17 protein-coding genes and 2 tRNA genes are annotated in these 19,711 nt (G+C 65.2%); 15 read left to right on the forward strand and 4 right to left on the reverse strand.

The features are described 5' to 3' along the window. Positions 1 to 29: 29 nt before the first annotated feature. Positions 30 to 701, reverse strand: a complete 672-nt coding sequence (locus B0G57_RS03515) for a LutC/YkgG family protein (protein WP_026229821.1) — start codon at positions 699 to 701, stop codon at positions 30 to 32. Positions 702 to 821: 120 nt separating this feature from the next. Next, on the reverse strand, positions 822 to 2,024 hold the full coding sequence (gene pncB, locus B0G57_RS03520; protein ID WP_018441554.1) for a nicotinate phosphoribosyltransferase: 1,203 nt from the start codon (positions 2,022 to 2,024) through the stop codon (positions 822 to 824). Between the two features lie 269 nt (positions 2,025 to 2,293). On the opposite strand from pncB, the gene fdxA reads away from it, so the two are divergent. The 11 genes from fdxA (at position 2,294) to fumC (ending at position 11,328) form a co-directional block, all read left to right on the forward strand. After that, positions 2,294 to 2,617 carry a ferredoxin FdxA gene (fdxA, locus tag B0G57_RS03525; protein WP_018441552.1) on the forward strand — a complete coding sequence of 108 codons (324 nt, stop codon included), beginning with the start codon at positions 2,294 to 2,296 and terminating at the stop codon, positions 2,615 to 2,617. A 241-nt stretch (positions 2,618 to 2,858) separates the two neighbouring features. Continuing rightward, a tRNA-Asn gene (locus tag B0G57_RS03530) sits at positions 2,859 to 2,934 on the forward strand. Between the two features lie 69 nt (positions 2,935 to 3,003). Continuing rightward, positions 3,004 to 3,079: transfer RNA gene (locus B0G57_RS03535), tRNA-Asn, on the forward strand. Between the two features lie 173 nt (positions 3,080 to 3,252). Beyond that, positions 3,253 to 4,092 (forward strand): helix-turn-helix transcriptional regulator, encoded by an 840-nt coding sequence (locus tag B0G57_RS03540; RefSeq protein ID WP_018441551.1) that lies wholly within the window; start codon positions 3,253 to 3,255, stop codon positions 4,090 to 4,092. 165 nt (positions 4,093 to 4,257) lie between these two features. Beyond that, on the forward strand, positions 4,258 to 4,962 hold the full coding sequence (locus B0G57_RS03545) for an AzlC family ABC transporter permease (protein WP_102607166.1): 705 nt from the start codon (positions 4,258 to 4,260) through the stop codon (positions 4,960 to 4,962). After that, the gene (locus B0G57_RS03550; protein ID WP_018441549.1) at positions 4,959 to 5,282 is read left to right on the forward strand and encodes an AzlD domain-containing protein; all 324 of its coding nucleotides are present in this window, start codon (positions 4,959 to 4,961) and stop codon (positions 5,280 to 5,282) included. The genes B0G57_RS03545 and B0G57_RS03550 overlap by 4 nt, the downstream gene beginning before the upstream one ends. A 222-nt stretch (positions 5,283 to 5,504) precedes the next feature. Beyond that, positions 5,505 to 6,272: a DUF4088 domain-containing protein gene (locus B0G57_RS03555; RefSeq protein ID WP_018441548.1), complete on the forward strand. Its 768-nt coding sequence runs from the start codon at positions 5,505 to 5,507 to the stop codon at positions 6,270 to 6,272. A gap of 137 nt (positions 6,273 to 6,409) precedes the next feature. Beyond that, positions 6,410 to 6,631, forward strand: a complete 222-nt coding sequence (locus B0G57_RS03560; RefSeq protein ID WP_018441547.1) for an RNA-binding S4 domain-containing protein — start codon at positions 6,410 to 6,412, stop codon at positions 6,629 to 6,631. Positions 6,632 to 6,788: 157 nt separating this feature from the next. Then, positions 6,789 to 8,159: an MATE family efflux transporter gene (locus B0G57_RS03565; protein WP_018441546.1), complete on the forward strand. Its 1,371-nt coding sequence runs from the start codon at positions 6,789 to 6,791 to the stop codon at positions 8,157 to 8,159. Positions 8,160 to 8,235: 76 nt separating this feature from the next. Continuing rightward, entirely contained in the window at positions 8,236 to 9,906 is a 1,671-nt protein-coding gene (locus B0G57_RS03570; protein WP_399277670.1) for a phospholipase D family protein, read from the forward strand. A 39-nt stretch (positions 9,907 to 9,945) separates the two neighbouring features. Further along, positions 9,946 to 11,328 (forward strand): class II fumarate hydratase, encoded by a 1,383-nt coding sequence (gene fumC / locus B0G57_RS03575; RefSeq protein WP_026229820.1) that lies wholly within the window; start codon positions 9,946 to 9,948, stop codon positions 11,326 to 11,328. 19 nt (positions 11,329 to 11,347) lie between these two features. On the opposite strand, the gene B0G57_RS03580 is transcribed toward fumC, so the two are convergent. Beyond that, positions 11,348 to 11,851, reverse strand: coding sequence for an acyl-CoA thioesterase (locus B0G57_RS03580; RefSeq protein WP_018441543.1), 504 nt, complete (start codon positions 11,849 to 11,851; stop codon positions 11,348 to 11,350). Positions 11,852 to 11,953: 102 nt separating this feature from the next. Further along, a complete protein-coding gene (locus tag B0G57_RS31265; protein ID WP_020566286.1) occupies positions 11,954 to 12,094 on the reverse strand; it encodes a hypothetical protein in 141 nt (46 codons plus the stop codon). Positions 12,095 to 12,266: 172 nt separating this feature from the next. On the opposite strand from B0G57_RS31265, the gene B0G57_RS03585 reads away from it, so the two are divergent. From B0G57_RS03585 to B0G57_RS03600, 4 genes are all read left to right on the forward strand, one after another. Beyond that, on the forward strand, positions 12,267 to 12,998 hold the full coding sequence (locus tag B0G57_RS03585) for an ArsR/SmtB family transcription factor (RefSeq protein ID WP_018441541.1): 732 nt from the start codon (positions 12,267 to 12,269) through the stop codon (positions 12,996 to 12,998). 218 nt (positions 12,999 to 13,216) lie between these two features. After that, positions 13,217 to 15,583 (forward strand): DUF6600 domain-containing protein, encoded by a 2,367-nt coding sequence (locus B0G57_RS03590; RefSeq protein ID WP_018441540.1) that lies wholly within the window; start codon positions 13,217 to 13,219, stop codon positions 15,581 to 15,583. Positions 15,584 to 15,834: 251 nt separating this feature from the next. Further along, positions 15,835 to 17,187 (forward strand): P-loop NTPase family protein, encoded by a 1,353-nt coding sequence (locus B0G57_RS03595; protein ID WP_018441539.1) that lies wholly within the window; start codon positions 15,835 to 15,837, stop codon positions 17,185 to 17,187. Continuing rightward, positions 17,184 to 19,508 (forward strand): coiled-coil domain-containing protein, encoded by a 2,325-nt coding sequence (locus B0G57_RS03600; RefSeq protein WP_018441538.1) that lies wholly within the window; start codon positions 17,184 to 17,186, stop codon positions 19,506 to 19,508. The genes B0G57_RS03595 and B0G57_RS03600 overlap by 4 nt, the downstream gene beginning before the upstream one ends. The last annotated feature ends 203 nt before the right edge of the window (positions 19,509 to 19,711 follow it).

A 19,711-nucleotide genomic window follows, 5' to 3' on the forward strand; every position in this document is an offset into this window, starting at 1 on the left:
TGGCGCGCTGTTTCGAGTCCTCATCCGGGTTATGCGCCGAGTACGACGATCGCGTGCACGCGGTAGGGACCGTGTGCGCCGAGAACGATGGTTTGCTCGATGTCGCCGGTGCGCGAAGGCCCCGACACGAAGTTGACCGCGCGCGGCAACTCGCCGCGCTCGGCGCGCATCAGCGCGAACGCTTCCTCATGAGCGGCGACGATGCGCGAGGCCGGCACGACCGCGATGTGCGTCTCGGGCAGCAGCGCCGCTGAGACTTCCGTGCCCGGCCCCGACAGCAATACGAGCGAACCGGTCTCGGCCGTGGCGCAAAAACAGCCGGTAATTCCGACGAGATCGGAATCGCGCGGTGCCCGAAACTCGACGGCGATACCGGCTTGCGCCCATGCAAGCGCCTCGAGCGAGCGCCAAGCGACAGCGTGCGTCGGCAGGCCGTTCGCGTTCAAGTAGCGCAGCGCCGCGGCCGGCGCGTCGGCGAGCGTCGCCACTTCCTCCACCGACGTCGCCATCGCGCGCGCTTCATCGATGAAGCGCGCGACGAGACCGGCCGCGTCAGCCGGCATCGGCGGGCGCGGCCCCGCTGGATGGCGCGCGAGATAATCGGCCGCGGCCTCGAGCTCGGCCGGCTCTGGCTGCGCCGCTCGGCCGCTCGCGGCGCGTATGCGCGCGAGGATGTTGCGGCGGGCCGCCGACGTATCCATGACCTTCTCCATTTTGCGAGGCGAAATCGAACAAGAACGGCCGATTATAGCGGCGGTGTTTTTTGGGATAAACCGCCCGTCAAGCCAATCCGCGCGCGCATCGCGCGGACGCCGGCGCGCTCACTCCGACTGGTCGCGCGTATCCTCGACAGGCGTGTCGATACCGAAAACCTGACGCAGATAGGCGATATACGCCTTGTCGTCACACATGTTCTTGCCGGGCGAGTCGGACAGCTTCGCGACCGGCTGGCCGTTGCAGCGAACCATCTTGATGACGATCTGCAACGGGCTGTAGCCGAGGTCGTTCGTCAGATTCGTGCCGACGCCGAACGCGAGCCGGCAGCGCCCGCGGAAACGCTCGTAGAGCTTGAGGACCTTCGGAATGTCGAGCGCGTCCGAGAAGACGAGCACCTTCGTGCGCGGATCGCAGCGATTTTCCTCGTAGTGACGCAAGAGCGCCTCGCCCCATTCGAACGGATCGCCCGAATCGTGCCGCGCGCCGTCGAAGAGCTTGCAGAAATACATGTCGAAGTCGTTCAGGAACGCCTTCATGCCATAGACGTCGGAAAGCGCGATGCCGAGGTCGCCGCGGTACTCCTTCGCCCAGACTTCGAAACCGTAGGTCTGCGAGTCGCGCAGCCTCGGGCCGAGCGCCTGGCAGGCCTGCAGGTATTCGTGCGCCATCGTGCCGAGCGGCGTCAGGTCGTGCTTTTTCGCGTAGTAGACGTTGCTCGTGCCGGCGAGCTGCGCGCCGATGCCATCCATCAACGTGAGAATGACCTCTTCATGCCAGCGCTTCGAGAAACGCCTGCGCGTCCCGTAATCGGCGATCTTGCACTCAGCGAGCTCGGGCCGCGCGAGCAGCGCGATCTTCTCGCGCAAACGATCGCGGCCGATCTGATAGTCGGGGTCGCGCTGCGTGTTGCGGAAGTACACCTCGTTGACGATCGCAAGCACCGGGATCTCGAAGAGGATCGTATGGAGCCATGGGCCGTTGATGACGATGTCGATTTCGCCATTGCCTTTCGCGGAGGGTTCGACCGAAATGTACTTTTCGTTCAGGTGAAAGAGCGCCAGGAAGTCGATGAAATCGCTCTTGATGAAGCGCATGCGACGCAGATAGTCGAGCTCGTCTTCGCCGAAGCGCAGCTGGCAGAGCTTGCCGATCTCCTCGCGGATCTCGTCGACGTACGGGACGAGATTTACGTTCGGCGTGCGGCAGCGGAAGCGATATTCCACTGTCGCGGCGGGGAAATGATGCAAGACGACTTGCATCATCGTGAACTTGTAGAGATCGGTGTCGATGAGCGATGTGATGATCATGATCGAAGCCGGAGCGCGAACGGTCGAGGCGCGCCGGGCACGACGCACGGCGCCCGCCGCTGCCGCATGTTACCCGAACCGCGGTCGCCAGGCCTCGCGCGCGCAGCGTGGCAATCGCCCATAAACTAATCACGAATCGATCTAAGCCGCCGCTCGGGCCCGTGGCCATTGGTGCCTTGGCATTACGCTACAATATCCTGTTTGCGTACCCGGCATCTTAAAATACCGCGTTTGCGTCCCCTTCCGATACCCTGAGTGCAGGAGCTTGAATGACTCACGTTGTGACCGAAAGCTGCATCAAGTGCAAATATACGGACTGCGTCGACGTTTGTCCGGTGGATTGCTTTCGCGAAGGTCCCAACTTCCTCGCGATCGATCCCGATGAATGCATCGACTGTGCCGTCTGCGTAGCCGAGTGCCCGGTGAACGCGATCTATGCCGAGGAAGACGTTCCCGGCGATCAGCAGCAATTCGTCGCGCTCAACGCCGACTTGGCCAAGAACTGGCCGAGCATCACGAAGACCAAGGGTTCGCTCCCGGAGGCGGACGAGTGGAAGGACGTGCAAGAGAAGCTGAATCTGCTCGAGCGTTGAAATAGCGCGTTGGCGCATGCCCCTGATCTCCTGGGCGATTTCATTCAAAGGAAGTTGCGGGACAGGGCACTAGGTTTCCTCGGCTCATGTTCGCATCAGGCTCGCACGGCGCGAGCCCTCTCGCCGTCCCGGGAAGCGCGGCTGCGCGCTTCATCCGCGTGACGCCCGCGCGGGCAGCCGCGAGAGACCGAAGGTATTGACAGGGTACGCTTCGGTTCATACAATCTCGTTTCTCAGCTGTTCCCCGATAGCTCAGTCGGTAGAGCGCCGGACTGTTAATCCGTAGGTCCCTGGTTCGAGCCCAGGTCGGGGAGCCAAAGAAATACGTACGAAAAGAGCCCGTTCGAGAAAACGGGCTCTTTTTCATCAAGACTTGTCATTGTCGATCCCCGATAGCTCAGTCGGTAGAGCGCCGGACTGTTAATCCGTAGGTCCCTGGTTCGAGCCCAGGTCGGGGAGCCAAGCTTGAAAGGGGCGGCGTGCAAACGCCGCCCCTTTTTCATTCGATGTTTCGATGTCGCGGGCGTTTTCGGTATCGGCCGGGCTCGAGCTCGATGCCGGCCGACCGGCGGCATCGCGGCCTCCATCCGTAAGGCCGCTTGCAAAGTCTTCCGAACGGCTTAGTCTTCTCGGATATGAGTACGACGACGAACGCGCCCCGCTTTCGCGACTTCGCCCGTTTCTGGCGCAGCCCGCTCGTGCCTGGCGCCGATATGCTGACAGCCGAATACCGCGAGCACGAGTTCGCGCCGCATTGGCACGAAGCCTATACCGTGCCCGTCATCGAAGCGGGCGCGGAAGCCTATGCCTATTGCGGCGCGCGCCGCGTCGCCGAGGCAGGGTCCGTTCCGATCGTCAATCCCGGCGAAGTCCACACGGGCTCGCGCGCGATCGAAGCCGGCTGGCGCTATCGCGTCTTCTATGTCCCCGTCGACTATGTCCAGCGGCTCGCCGACGAGATCGCGGGCAAACCGCAGCCGCTGCCGTGGTTTCCCCTTGAGCCGATCCACGATGCCGATCTTGCCGCCCGCATCGGCTACGCGCACCGCGTGCTCGAAGCCGGCGCCGATTCGCTCGCGGGCGAAACGGCGCTCGTCGATGCCCTCTCGACGCTCCTCGTGCGTCATGCGCAGCGGCAGCCCGACGCGGCGCGGCCGGCCGACGACGCGCCGCGCGTGGCGACGATGAAAGCGCGGCTTGCGGCCAATCTCGTCGAGCCGGTGACGCTGACTGAGCTCGCGGAAGTGGTGGGCCTTTCGCCGTTTCATGCGGCGCGCCTCTTCGCGCAGGCCACGGGCTTGCCGCCGCATGCCTGGCGCAACCAACTGCGGTTGCAACGCGCGCTTGCACCACTGCGCGCCGGCGCGTCCATCACTGAAGTCGCCGCCGCGAGCGGCTTCACCGATCAAAGCCATTTCACGCGGCATTTCCGCCGCATGTTCGGCGTGCCGCCCGGCCGTTGGCAGGCGGGCTGAGGCCCCGCCGGCGCCCGCACGCGCATCGCCAGCGCAAGAACGTACAAGCGCCGTCCTCCTGTCGGGCGTTAAGCTCGACGGCAAAGGAGGAGCATTAGATTGGTCGAATCGAACACCCGCACTTCGCTCAGCGAATTCGCCGAAGGCGCCCGCGATACGATTCCGATGATGGTCGGCGCGGCGCCGTTCGGCGTGATTTTCGGCACGCTCGTCACATCGGGCCCGCTGCACCTCTGGCAAGGTCAGCTGATGTCGCTGGCCGTCTTCGCCGGTTCGGCGCAATTCATCGCGCTCGGCCTCATCGCCGGTCATGCGGGATTCGCCGTCGTGCTGGCAACGACGCTCGTCGTCAATCTGCGTCACCTGCTCTACAGCGCGACACTCGCTCCTTATGTCGCACGGCTGCCCGCGCGCTGGCGCTGGACGCTCGCGGCGCTGCTGACCGACGAGGTGTTCGCCGTCGCCTACGCTCGTTATCGCCACGCGCCGCCCGGCACAATCGGCCCGCACTACTTCCTGGGCTCGGGCGTCGCCATGTACGTGAACTGGCAGCTCTGGACGCTGGCCGGACTGCTCTTCGGCGCCGCCTTCCCGCGATTGCAGTCGCTCGGGCTCGATTTCGCGATGGTCGCCACGTTCATTGCGATTGTCGTGCCGCAGTTGGTCGCCGTGCGCTATATCGCAGCGGCCGCGACAGCCGGCACGCTCGCCTGGGTTTGCCATGCCTGGCCATACGAGCTCGGGCTGCTGGCGGCCGTCGCGGGCGGCGTCGCGGTGGGCGTCGTCCTGTCGCGGCGCCGGTCGACGCCCCATCGAGCCGACAGGCGCTGCGAAGCCCACTCGCACGCCGAAGCGGGAGCGACGCGATGAATTATGTGCTGCTGATCCTCGGCATGGCCGTCGTCACCTGCCTCATTCGCGCGGCCGTTTTCGTGCTCGGCGAGCGCATCGTCTTTCCGCCGCTCGTGCGCACGGCGCTCGGCTTCGTGCCCGTCACCGTTCTCACGGCCATCATCGTCCCGATGGCCGTCGCGCCGCACGGCGGCGGCGCCGAGCTGACATGGCGCAATCCACAGCTCGTCGGCGCGCTCGCGGCCGTCGGGATCTCGGCCGTCACGCGCCGGCCGCTCGTCACGATCGCCGTCGGCCTCGCCGTATTCTTCGCCTGGCAAGCGTTCGTCACGGGTTGAAGGGCCCGCATGCTCGATGCGGGGCGATAGCCGGCCCTCAAGTTTGGCCGATTGCCGCCGATAAAGAGCCGTACAGCGTTTCTCGGCCGCAGCCCGGGCTAATTCCGCGGACCTTCCGGCGCGAGCGGCGCCGGGGCCGCACGAACGCGTCCGCGCGGCAGACCGCCAGTATCGCGATGCCGTCCGCGGCGCCGGGCACACGGACTCGCTCTCAGGACATCTATGGGCCACATCACCCTTTCACTTCGTGACGAGACGATCGCCTCTCTGCAAAAGGACTTCGAAGCCTTCGTGCGCGTATCGCTGAAGCTCGATCCGCAGTTCGCGACACCGTCGTTCGAGGACTTCCTGCGCGCGAAGCTGCTCGACAACATGGTGCCGCTGACCGAGCATGCGGTGCAGCGAATGCTGCAAGGCGGCCAGTACGCCTGGGCCAAGCGCACGCTCGACAAGGAATTCCCCGATGTCGTCGCGATCCTCGTGCGGCAGGCCGAGGACCACGGCTTCGCCTTCGCCGTGCGCTCCGAATGGACGCCCGACGAGCTCGCGAAGGCCTGTCGTGAGTGGGCAGCGGCGATCGTCAAAGAGGCGGGCGGCGACGCGTCGCTCATCGACCCTCTCGCGGCGCAAATCAAGTCCTCCGCGCGCGACATCCAGTCGCTCGAGGAAAAGATGCAAACCCCCGCCTGGCGGCTCGCGGAATCGCTGCGGCAGCGCGTCTACGAGGCGAAGATCGCCTGTGAGACGAGCGTCGGCAGCACGGCGCGCGAGAAACTCGGCGAGCTGCGCGGACTGCTCAAGCTCGGGCTCTCGCACGGCTCTTTTCAAAAGCAGGAAGCCCAGCAGATCATGGAATTCCTGCGGCTGCTCAAGCCCGAGATCTTCGTCGAAGAACCCTACGACATTTTCTCGCGCATGGCCGCCTGGCTGCGCAACTTCTTCATGGCCCCGGTGCGGCCGCCCCAGCCCGAACAGCGCCGCCAGCGCTGACGCTCGGTCGGCCCGTTGCGTTCGAGGGTTTCGTTCGCGGGCCCAGTTCCGAGAGATTCGGAAAAGTCCGGTTCACGCGGCGCGCCGCTTGGCTTATCATGCGTGCCCTTACTCCGTTTCACGGAGCGCATACTGGCATGGCCAACCTTGATTTCACGCTGACGGGCGAGTACGTCGAACTGCACAACCTGCTCAAGCTGATGGGCCTCGCCGATAGCGGAGGCGCGGCGAAATCGCTCGTCGCGGCGGGTGCCGTGAAGGTCGACGGCCGCGTCGAGCTCCGCAAGACCTGCAAGATCCGCGCGGGCCAGGTCGTCCTGCTCGGCGATGCGCGTATCGCCGTGCACGAAGCCGTCTGACGATTGAGCGGACCGGAACAGTCCGCGCCACTCGCCGGCTGACTGTTCATCGACAGTTGCGCCGCCAGGCAATAAGCTGTTCATCTTTCAGATCAATAACACGCCAGTGCGCCACGGATCGGCGCCGGTTCCGAGGCTTTTCGTTCCGCTATCCGCCATGTCGCATTCCGGACACGCGGCCGCCGCGCCGCCCACTTTCACCCGCCATGCGGCCGACACGGCGCGGCTCGCGGCGCCGCTCGCCATCGCCCAACTGTCGCAGATGGCGATGGGCGTCACCGATACGATTCTGCTCGGCGCGCTGGGCCCGGAGGCCATCGCCGCCGGCGGCCTCGGCGCGGGCACGTTTTTCGTCGTCGCGACGCTGCTGCAAGGCGTGCTGACCTCGGTCAGCGTCACGGTCGCCAACGCACGCGGGGCCCAGGCCGATCACCACGTGCCGCACATCTATTGGACGGGCCTTCTGCTGTCGGCGCTGCTCGCCATACCGGCCTTCGTCCTGCTTTCGTTCACGGAGCCGATCCTGCTCAGGTTCGGCGAGCCGGCCGCGCTTGCGCACGACGTCGGCGCCTACACCGCCGTCCTGCGCTGGGCATCGCTGGGCAGCCTCATCGGCGTCGGCATGATGCGCGCGTTTTTGCCGGCCATCGGCGCAGGCAAGCGCCTGCTGTGGATCTCGATCGGAAGCGTCGGCATCAACGGCGTGCTCAACTACGGTCTCATTCACGGCGCCTACGGGCTGCCGCGCCTCGGCCTGCTCGGCTCGGCCACCGCCACGACGGCAACCGTATGGCTGACGGCGATCGCGCTCGTGGCCTGGCTCCACGGCCGCCCGCGGTATCGGCATTTCGTCGCGGCAAAGCGGCCCAACGCGCCGCTCATGGGAGAGCTGCTCGGCATCGGCTGGCCCGTGGCCATCACCTATGGCGTCGAGTCGACGCTCTTCCTCGCAACCGGCCTCATGATCGGTCTGCTGGGGCCGACGCCGCTCGCCGCGCACCAGATCGCCCTCAGCGTGGCGTCCGTCACGTTCATGGTGCCTCTCGCGATCGGACAGGCCGCCAATGTACGCGTGGGCTACTGGATGGGCGCCAGACAACCGCTCGCCGCGCGTCATGCGGGCTTTGTCGCGCTCGGGCTCGGCGTCGCCTTCATGTCCCTGACTGGGCTCGTCTTCATCACGGCGCCGCGCGCAATCGTCGGACTTTACTTGCGCCTCGACGATCCCGCGAATGTACAAACGGCAGCGATCGCTGCCTCGCTGCTCGGCGTCGCGGCCGTATTTCAGATCGTCGACGGGATGCAGGCGATCGGCTCCGGTTGCCTGCGCGGTTTGAAGGACACGCGGATCCCGATGCTCGCCGCCGCGTTCGGCTACTGGGGCATCGGGTTTCCAACCGGGTATCTGCTCGCCTTTCACGCGGGCCTCGGCGCACGCGGCCTCTGGTGGGGACTCGCGGCGGGGCTGGCGAGCGTCGCCGCGCTCATGACCTTTCGATTCGAGCGGATGACGCGCACGCGGTCATGAGCGATTTCCTCGCCTAGGCCGGGACGGGTGCGGAACAAACAGGAACGTTGCTTGCAGAGCGTTAGAATGGCTATTCGTGCCAGAGCAACCCGCTCTCGTCCGCGATTCGACTGTCATGCACCCAAAGAGGAAACCCGCCGTCCCGTTCATCGCGCGCCTCGCAATGGCCCTGTTGGCCTTGCTCGTGGCGGCCTGCTCCTCGCTCCCGCCGGCGACGTCTCTCGATCGTCCGGCCACGCATGCGCTCGCGGATCCGCAAGCGACGCCGCTCGGCCAAGCACTCGCCCCGCTCGACGCCGCGCACCCGGGACAATCGGGTTTTCGTCTGCTCTCGAACGGCACCGACGCTCTGCAGATGCGGATAGCGCTGGCCCGCGCGGCGACGAAAACGCTCGACCTTCAGTATTACATCGCCGCCGAGGACACGACGGGAAGGCTTTTGCTGGCCGCCGCGCTCTATGCTGCCGATCGCGGCGTGCGCGTGCGGATGCTCGTCGACGATCTCAACCTCGACGATAGCCGGCACCTGCTCGCCGCGCTTGCCACCCATCCGTCGATCGAGGTCCGCGTCTTCAATCCGTTCGGCGCTACGCGCAGCAGCTTCTTCACACGAACCGAGGACGTCTTCACGCGCATCGACCGATTCACGCGCCGCATGCACAACAAGGCGATGATCGTCGATGGCTCGGTCGCCATCGTCGGTGGCCGCAACCTCGGCGACGAATATTTCAGCGCGAGCCCGACGCTGGATTTTCGCGACATCGACGCGCTGGCGGCGGGGCCCATCGTCGAGCAGATTTCAACGAGCTTCGATACGTTCTGGAATAGCGCCCTTGCCTACCCGCTCGCCGTGCGCGACCGGCATCACTACAAGATGGCCGATCTGCATGCGGCGCGGGAAGCGCTGCGGGCGCATTGGCGTGCCGAGGCACAGGCGGTCGGCGCGAAGCCGCTCAACAGCGCGCCGCTCGCGACGCAAATTGTCGATGGCCAGCTGGGCCTCGTCTGGGCGCCGGCACAGTTCCTCTACGATTCGCCGCGCAAGGTGACGGCGACCGACGGCGACTATCAGAGCCCGCCGATGCATCGGCTCGCGGAACTGCTGCAAGGCGCTCAGCACGAGGTGCTGATGCTGTCGCCCTACTTCGTGCCGCACGATGCCGGCGTCAAATTGCTCGGCGACCTCACGAAGCGTGGCGTGCGCGTCGCCGTCGTGACGAACTCGATGGCATCGACCGATGCAGTCGCGGTGCAGGCCGGCTACAGCCCCTACCGGATCCCGTTGCTGAAGGAAGGGGTCGAACTTTACGAATTTCAGCCGTTGCAGCGCGACGGCCGGCGCTACTTCTCAGGTTCTAATTCACGCTCGAGCCTGCACGCGAAAACCTATGTGATCGACCGTCATACGCTCGTCATCGGCTCGATGAACCTCGACCCGCGCTCGGCTTTTCTCAACACCGAACTGGCGCTCTTCATCAAGAGTCCTGAACTCGCCGCGGTCGACGCGGCGCTGATCGAGCACGCGATGTCGCCCGACTCGAGCTACCGCGTCCGGCTCGCGACCCCGCAAGAGAACGCCCAACTGCACGCGCTGGGCGTCCCCGCTTCGGGCCTGGTCTGGACCGGCGACGATCATCTCGGCTCGCACAACGTCCCGCATACATGGTCCTTCGATCCGCAGGCGGGATTCGTACGCAATGCGCTGACGGGTTTATTCTTGCTATTGCCGATCGATTCCCAGCTGTGACCGGAGCCACTCATGACGGACAACACCGAAGACGTACGGATGGAGCGCGACACGTTCGGCGAGATCGCCGTGCCGAGCGCGCGTCTGTGGGGCGCGCAGACGCAGCGCTCGCTGCAGAACTTCAAGATTTCCACGGAAAAGCAGTCGCCCGAGATCATCACGGCGCTTGCTCTCATCAAGCGCGCGGCGGCTGAAGTCAACCTCGAACTCGGCGTGCTTGCCGAAGACAAGGCCCGCACGATCATGCAGGCGTCCGACGAGATCATCGAGGGCCGGCATGCCGGCGAGTTTCCGCTCGCGGTCTGGCAAACGGGCTCAGGCACGCAGACGAACATGAACCTGAACGAAGTCATCGCGAACCGCGCGAGCGAAATTCTCGGCGGTGAGCGCGGAATGGCGCGCAAGGTTCATCCGAACGACGACGTGAACCGTGGGCAGTCTTCGAACGACGTATTCCCGACGGCCATGCACGTCGCCGCCGCCACGGGCATCGTCAAGCATCTGCTCCCGGCGCTCTCGACGCTGCGCTCGACGCTCGACGCGAAGGCGCGTGCGTTCGCCGGTATCGTCAAGATCGGCCGCACGCACCTGCAGGACGCGACGCCGCTCACGCTGGGCCAGGAGTTCTCAGGCTACGTCGCTCAGCTCGAGCACGGTATCGCGCACGTCGAGTCGGCGCTGCCGCATCTGTACGAGCTCGCGCAGGGCGGCACCGCCGTCGGCACGGGACTGAACGCGCATCCACAATTCGCGGACCGCGTGGCGGCCACGATCGCGCGCCTGACGGGGCTCCCGTTCGTCAGCGCGCCAAACAAGTTCGAGGTCATGGCCGCGGCCGACGCGCTCGTGTTCGCGCACGGCGCTTTGAAGACAGTGGCCGCGAGCATGATGAAGATCGCCAACGACATTCGCTGGCTCGCGAGCGGCCCGCGCTGCGGGCTTGGCGAAATCTCGATTCCCGAAAACGAGCCCGGGAGCTCGATCATGCCCGGCAAGGTCAATCCGACGCAATCGGAAGCCGTGACGATGCTCTGCTGCCAGATATTCGGGAACGATGTGGCGATCAATATCGGGGGGGCGAGCGGCAATTTCGAGCTCAACGTGTTCCGGCCGATGATCGCGCATAACGTGCTGCAGTCGACCCGATTGCTCGCCGATGGCGCGCAGAGCTTCAACGATCACTGCGCGGTCGGCATCGAGCCGAATCGCGAGCGCATCGATACGCTGCTCAACGAATCGTTGATGCTCGTGACGGCGCTCAATCCGCACATCGGCTACGACAAAGCCGCGCAGATCGCAAAAAAGGCGCACAAGGAAGGCTCGACGCTGAAGGCCGCCGCGCTCGCGCTCGGCTATGTGACCGAGCAGCAGTTCGACGAGTGGGTGGTACCCGCGGACATGGTCGGCGGGCACGGCCAGTGAGCGTGACCCGCGGGGCGCCTCAGATCCTGCCCTGCGCCATCTCCTCGGGCTTGAGCTCGACGATGGCGTCGAGCGCGGCCTTGACGTCCATTGCATACTTGGCCACGCGCTTTTGCTCTTCTGTTTCAGGGACGAACGGCGGCACCGGAATCGGTGTGCCGTTCTCGTCGACGGCGACGAAGACAACGAGGCAGTCAGTCGTCAGCCGCAACTGACCGCTCTTCGGATCGCCCGCATGGACGGTGACATGGATGTGCATGCTCGTGCGTCCCGTCGCGACGACGCGCGCACGCAACTCGACGAGATTGCCGACGAGGATCGGCCGCCGAAAACGGATGTTGCCGACGCTGACCGTGACGCAATAGCGCCCCGACCAGACGGCCGCGCACGCGTAAGCGGTTTCGTCGATCCATTTCATCAGGGCGCCGCCGTGGACCTTTCCGCCGAAGTTCACGGAGGTGGGCTCCGCGAGAAAGCGAAAGGTCGTTTCGGAACGGTCGAGCGGGGCGGTCGGCGTATTCATCGGGACTCCGTCATCTGGCGCAAAGCGTGCTGGAAAGGGCCCGATTATACGGGCCCAATTTTCCCGCACGCGATGAGCGGACTGCGAATCACTGTTCGCTCCTCAGTTATGAAACGAGACGCCCTCATCGATCGTGCCGTACATCGTGATGCTGCCGCCTTGCGGCCAGGCGCTCGAAGGCTCTCCCTGCGCGCACGCGGCGCACAGCCACGCGGCAAGCGCCGCCGCTATCCATGATTTCATCGGTCCCTCCGCGAGGCATCGGCTCCTCTTTCCACGAGCCGATTCTAGCGCGCACTCGAAGGCGCGAACGCGAGCGCCGTGAGAGACGCGCATTCGACCGTTCATCGACGGTTGAAACATCGAATCCGGGCGGCGATTACAGTAAACGTCCGACGTTCTCGTGAGATATGCCATGACTGCTTCCCTGCCGAATGCCGAGCTGAATCGCGAAGTCGCCTATTTCCCTGGCCTGAGCCGGATCGGCGCCCTGCTGGCCGACCCGGGTCGGGCGGCCATGCTCTGGGCGCTGATGGACGGCAGCGCGCGACCCGCCGGCGAATTGACGCTGATCGCCGGGCTTTCGCCGTCTTCGGCAAGCGGGCATCTTGCGAAACTGACCGAAGGCGGTCTCTTGACGCTCGAAGTGCGTGGGCGGCACCGCTACTACCGGATCGCGACACCCGAAGTGGCCGACTCGCTGGAGGCGCTTGCGAACATCGCACAGGCGAGCGCCCCGCAACGTGAGACGATGCGGCCCGCCCGCAGCGTGCCGCTCGACCTTCGCTATGCGCGAACCTGCTACGACCACATGGCCGGCGAACTCGCCGTAAGCGTCTTCGACCATATGCTCGCGCAGGGCTGGCTCCTCGTGGAAGATGGCCGCGCTGTCGAGACCACGGAAAGAGGGGCGCGCGCGCTCGCCGAGTGGGGAATCGACCTCCAGCGTCAGCGCACGCTCAAACGCCGTTTCGGCTGCACGTGCCTCGATTGGAGCGAACGACGCGCTCACCTCGGCGGAGCGCTCGGCGCTGCGCTGCTGGCGCACTGGTGCGAGCGCGGCTGTGTCGAACGTGCGGAGAAGCCGCGCGTGCTGCGCGTGACGCCCGCGGGCCGACGCTACTTCGACGCGCTGCTCGCGCGGTGAGCCCGTGGCGGTGCTGTCGGATGGCGCAGGCTGACGCGGGCGGATACACGCAGAGCGCGCGAATAAGCGCCGGGCGCGAGAACCCTCGGCCCGGATATTTTTCGTTACAGCGACGGACCATGACTTTACAAATGCGTATGCATTGATACAAGCGGCGCCGCTACATTGGTGACACGGATAGCGTACTATCCGGTCGGCCAACGAGAACCATCATGACAATGCGGACCACCTCGCCCCTCGTCACTTTCAGGCGCCTGACGAACTACACGCTGATCGCAGCCGTCTCGTTCGCGCTCGCCGCCGAGCATGCCCTTGCCCAAACCGCGCCGCCCGACGAGCCGCCCGCGGCCACCCAAAGCGTGGATCCGCCCAGCCGCGTCGCGCGCCTCAATTACACGGCCGGCACCGTGACGACCGAGCCCGCGGGCGCGAGCGACTGGTCCTATGCCTCAATCAACCGCCCGCTCACGACCGGCGACCAGCTCTGGAACGATGCGAACGCCCGCTCGGAGCTGCACATCGGCTCGACGGCGCTCCGGCTCGGCGCATCGACGAACCTCGACATCCTCAATCTCGACGACACCAATGCGCAGCTGAAGGTGTCGCAAGGCACCCTCTCGACGCGTGTCCGCGCATTGCCGCCCGGCAGCTCGTATGAAATCGACACGCCGAACGTCGCGCTCGCCGCGACGCGGCCAGGCGATTACCGCGTCGACGTGGCGCCGGACGGCAGCACCACGACCGTGACCGTGCGAAGCGGCGCGCTGACCGCGTACGGCGACAACGGCCAGACGCCGATCGAGGCCGGCGAGCAGATCACCTTCTCGGGCACGAGCCTGCAGGAAGTGGCGAGCGCCGAGGCGCCGCCGCCCGATGAGTTCGATCGGTGGGCGCAGAACCGCGATTTGGCGGAGGACCGCTCGGTTTCCGCGCGCTACGTCTCGCGCGACGTACCGGGCTACGAGGATCTCGACGAAAACGGCACCTGGCGCGAGGACCCGCAGTACGGCGCGGTCTGGGTTCCGACCGCCGTACCCGCCGGCTGGGCGCCCTATCACTACGGTCACTGGGCGTGGATCGCACCGTGGGGCTGGACCTGGGTCGACGATGCGCCGTGGGGCTTCGCGCCGTTCCATTACGGCCGCTGGGCTTATGTCGGCTCGTCATGGTGCTGGGTGCCGGGCCGGATCGTCGCGGCGCCACCCGTCTATGCGCCGGCGCTCGTGGCGTTCGTGGGCGGTGGAGGCGGCGGCTTCGACTGGAGCGTGAGCCTGTCGATAGGCGGTGCCGCCTCGCCCGGCGTCGCCTGGTTCCCGCTCGGCCCCGGCGAAGCGTGGCGCCCGCATTACGGCGGCTGGAGTCCGCGCTACTACGAGCGCGTGAATCAGACCGTCGTCGTGAACGAGAACGTCAACATCACGAACATCCACAACACCTACATCAACTATCGGGCACCGGGCGCGGTGACGGCGGTGCCGGCGACGGCCTTCGTCCATGGGCAGCCGGTCGCGCGCTTCGCGCAAAAGGTCGATCCGCGGCAATGGCGCAATGCGCGGATGAGCCCGGGCGCGCCAGGCATCGCGCCCGTGCGCGAGAGCTATGCGCCGGGCATGCGCCCCGCGACCTACCGACCGCCGCAGTCGATCGCGGCGCGCCAGGTGGTCGCGACGCGCGCGCCGGCCGTGCCGCCCGTGTACCGCGATTCGCTCGCGCAGCACCTCGCGCAAAGCGGCGGACAGGTGCCGGGCGCGGGACGGCCCGGAAGGCCGATGACGCCGCCGGCGGGCGTTGCGGCCCAGCTTGCCCACCCTGGAGCGAATGCGGGTGAGGCTCGCAATGTGCGGATCGTCGGTCGCGAATCGCCGGTCGTCATGCAGGGGCACGGCCCCGCGCAGCCAGGCGAACGCCCTGCTCCGGGCGCGGCCGGTGGCCCGAACGGAACGCGCCCCGGCTTCGAGCCGCGGCCGCAGGCACCCGCCGCGGAACGTCCGCCGCAAGGGCCCGTCGCGGAGCGGCCGCAAACGAACGGCGTGCCTCGCCCGCCGGCGCAGAACGCGTTCGGAGGGGGCGCCGCCGCGGGCAATCCGGCGCATGGCGCCCCGGCTTGGACGCAACCGCATGCGCCTGCCGCGCAAGGCGGCCTCGATCACGCGCGGCAACCGGCGGCACAGCAGTTCGAGCGCGGGCCGCAAGGCGGCGCCGCACCGCGGCCCGGCGTCGCGGCCGAGGCGCCACCGCGAGCGGAAGCCCGTCCGCAACCGGAGCCGCAGCCACGTGTCGACGCACGGCCGCAACCGCAATCACGAATGGAAGCTCGGCCGCAGCCCCAGCCACAACCGCGTGTCGAAGCGCGGCCGCAGCCGCAACCGCGTATGGAGGCTCGGCCACAACCGCAGCCTCATATCGAAGCTCGACCCGAGCCCCAGCCGCATTTCGAGCCGAGGCCGCAACCGCAGCCGCAGCCTCGCGTGGAAGTCCGTCAACCGCCGCCTCAGCCGCATTTCGAAGCGCCGGCTCAACCGCACGCGCAGCCACACGAGCAACCGCATCCGCAGCAGGGACGCGAGAACCACCCCCAAGGTTGACGCATATCATCGATAAAACGCGCCCACGGTATGACGCTATATCGGAGGCGCGGCGTCATACTCTCCGCCTCTCGGCGAGCGGCGCCTCGCGATCCGTGGCCTGCTCGGCTGGCTGTAGATGGCTGACAAGGCATTGACCGATGCCGCCAAGGCTTTCCTGAATGCAAGGGCGACCGCGTATCATAAAAACATCGCGTGTTACGATCATCGGCCTGTCAGTATGCTTGCGACGACTTCTTGGAACCTAAGGCATGAGCGCGACGCCCTATCACCCCCCTTCCCATCTTCTGCAGGTACTGCAGCGCATCGAGTACGAGCAGGCGCTGCAATTGGGAGATCCTCGCTACGTCGATACGCGCGAAGCACGGGGTAGTCAAAGAACGCTGAGCCGGCTTGCCAAGAAGTTTGGTCTCGACTTGAAAACGGACGTCCTGTACGCGCCGGAGGCCAAGCACGTGCTGTTTTTCGGGCACACTGGCAGCGGGAAGACGACGGAGTTGCGGCATTATGCGCGAGAGTTGAGCGGCCCAAATCGCTTCTTCATCGTCGAAGTCGATGTCGTCCAGGTACTCGATCCTAACAACCTGCAGTATGCTGACACGCTGATGGCACTGGCCCAGGCGCTGCTGCTACGTCTGAATGAAGAAAGCATTCACCTTGGTCAAGATTCCATCGGCGAAATCGAAAAATGGTTCTCCGAGCGCGTCCTCGAAGCTGAGGAGGGCAAAGAATTCTCAGCCCAGCTGGAGGCCGGCGCCAAGGCGAAAGGCGGCATTCCTTTTCTTGTAGACCTATTCGCCAAGTTCACTGCTTCAATCAAGGCAAATGCCAGCTATAAAGATAAGCTACGGCGCGTTGTTCGCAATAACTTCACGCAGTTGAAGGATGCTTTCAACGGCTTCGTGAGAAAGGCCGAGGAAACGCTGCAGGCCGCCGGCAAGGCTCAACGCATCCTTTTTGTCATAGACGGTACGGACAAAATGCGAGGCGAAGATACTCAGAAGTTCTTCATCGAAGACGCTGAGCAGCTGCTGGCGATCACCGCGTTTGTCATCTACACGGCACCCCTAAGCCTGAAATCCGGCGGAAATCTTGCTGGTAAGCTCGATGCCGACCTCGTGCTGCCGATGATCAAGCTACAGGAGCGCGACGGTTCGCCTTGCGCGGCAGGGGCTAGGGCCATGAGCGAAATCCTGCTGCGGCGCGCCGATCGCAAACTGTTTGCCAGCGAAGCTGAGATCGACCTCCTCGTCGAATACTCCGGCGGGCATCCGCGCGAACTTCTGAGGTTGCTGAAGCTCTGCTGCGAGCTTGCTGAAGAACAGATCATCGACGAAGCGACCGTGCGAGCCGCCATCGATCAACTCGCTGCCGAATACCGATATTTCCTACAGCCTGACGATTATGCATTGCTGGTCCGAATCGACGCCGACCCACTGCATGAAGGCACTGACGAGCGCACAAATAAGTTGCTCTATGACCTCGCGCTGCTGCAATACAATGACGGCTCTTGGCGACGCAGCCACCCTGTGGTGCGGACTCTCGAAGGCTATATTCGGGCCGCTCAAGCCGCAAGTGCACAGACCGGTATCAGCCTGACGTGAACGAACAGGACGACTTCCTTTTCAACTACAAAAGACATGTTGCCGCCGCGGAACTAAGGCCTGAGCATGTCCAGGACTTCGCGCGGCTTGTGAAGACTATTCGCTATGGCAGCGCCTTTCAGCTGCTCATCGCGGAATTCAATGATGTCCCCTATCGGGACTCACTCATTGAACGGATTAACGATGTAGTCGCTGTGGAGAATTCGCAACCAGGATTCATCAATCTCGCCGACGGTCGGTTCGATGAGTTCAATGCAGTCGAAGCTGCTATCCGCCATTTGGTCATCGATCACAGCACCATCCATTTGCTGGGCGGGGAAGGTTGGTTCGATGCGAAACGCTGGCAAGCCTTCAACCTTCGCCGAGAAGCGATCGCGCACGATGTGCCGGCGCGGTTGCTGCTATGGCTGACGACGGACGCGGTCCGCACAATGGCCCGCGCTGCGCCAGATCTGTGGGCCTGGCGCAGCGGCGTGTACGCATTTCCTATGCCTGTTGCACCCAGTAGACAGGTTCCACAGCCTCCGGAGAGTGCCGCCACCGCTGGCCGTCCGCTCGCGGAACGCAGCAAGCGCATTGCTGTCCTCCAGGCCTATCTAGCCAGCTCTCCTCCTCCGAACGACGATCAGCGCCTGCCGCTGTTAGACGAACTGGCCGATCTCTACCAAAGCATCGGTGATTTTGATGCGGCGTTGCGCATCCGCCGCGAGGAAGAGCTACCTGTGTACGAGCGGCTGGGCGACACGCGGGCGCGGGCAGTCACGCTGGGCCAGATTGCCGATGTGTTGAAAGCGCGCGGCGAGTTGGACGAGGCGCTGCGCATCCGTCGCGAAGAGCAATTGCCAGTGTACGAAAAGCTCGGCGATGTGCGGTCGCGGGCAGTCACAATGGGCAGGATCGCCGACATTCTGCAAGCGCGCGGCGAACTCGACGAGGCGCTGCGCATCCGTCGCGAAGAGCAATTGCCAGTGTACGAAAAGCTCGGCGATGTGCGATCGCGGGCAGTCACAATGGGCAAGATCGCCGACATTCTACAAGCGCGCGGCGAACTCGACGAGGCGCTGCGCATCCGTCGTGAGGAGCAATTGCCAGTGTACGAAAAGCTCGGCGATGTGCGGTCGCGGGCAGTCACACTGGGAAAGATCGCCGATGTCCTGCAAGCGCGCGGCGAGTTGGGCGAGGCGCTGCGTATCCGTCGCGAAGAAGAGCTGCCGGTCTATGAGCGGCTGGGCGATATACGCGCGCGGGCGATCACGCTGGGCCAGATTGCCGATGTGCTGAAAGCGCGCGGCGAGCTGGACGAGGCGCTGCGCATCCGTCGTGAGGAGCAATTGCCAGCGTACGAAAAGCTCGGCGATGTGCGAGCACGCGCGATCGCACTGGGCAAGATCGCCGACATTCTGCAAGCGCGCGGCGAAATCGACGAGGTACTGCGCATCCGTCGTGAGGAGCAATTGCCAGTGTACGAAAAGCTCGGCGATGTGCGGTCGCGGGCAGTCACACTGGGAAAGATCGCCGATGTCCTGCAAGCGCGCGGCGAAATCGACGAGGCTCTGCGTATCCGTCGCGAAGAGGAGCTGCCGGTCTATGAGCGGCTGGGCGATACACGTGCGCGGGCGATCACGCTGGGCCAGATTGCCGATGTGCTGCAAGCGCGCGACGAACTAGAGGAGGCGCTGCGTATCCGTCGCGAAGAAGAGCTGCCGGTCTATGAGAGGCTGGGCGATATGCGCGCGCGGGCGATCACGCTGGGCCAGATTGCCGATGCACTGAAAGCGCGCGGCGAACTGGACGAGGCGCTGCGCATCCGCCGCGAAGAGCAATTGCCACTGTACGAAGAGCTCGGCGATGTGCGGTCGCGGGCGATCGCGCTGGGCAAGATCGCCGACATTCTGCGAGCGCGCGGCGAACTCGACGAGGCGCTGCGCATCCATCGCGAAGAAGAGCTACCGGTGTACGAGCGGCTAGGCGATATGCGGTCGCGGGCGATCACGCTGGGCCAGATTGCCGATGTATTGAAAGCGCGCGGCGAGTTGGACGAGGCGCTGCGCATCCGTCGCGAAGAGCAATTGCCAGTGTACGAAAAGCTCGGCGATGTTCGGTCGCGGGCGATCGCGCTGGGTAAGATCGCCGACATTCTGCGAGCGCGCGGCGAACTCGACGAGGCGCTGCGCATCCATCGCGAAGAAGAGCTACCGGTGTACGAGAGGCTGGGCGATATGCGGTCGCGGGCGATCACGCTGAATAAGATCGCCCACATTCTGCAAGCGCGCGGCGAATTCGACGAGGCTCTACGCATCCGCCGTGACGCGGCTCTCTGACTCTGCGCGTGACATCCCTCGGGATGGCGGTCCGAGTGATGCGATCGCCTACTGATCGTCGTTGCTCTCCGGCCCACACAAAGTGTGTAAAAAGCCAAAAAGGCCGGCTCACGGCCCACGTCGTTCGCTCGGAAAAGGCGATCCGTGCGCTTGGGATGGCTCCGTTCGCTCGCGACAGAAGCTGTCGCAGCGAGAGCCGAGAC

The sequence above is a fragment of the Trinickia symbiotica genome (assembly GCF_002934455.1).
Classification (GTDB): Bacteria; Pseudomonadota; Gammaproteobacteria; order Burkholderiales; family Burkholderiaceae; genus Trinickia; species Trinickia symbiotica.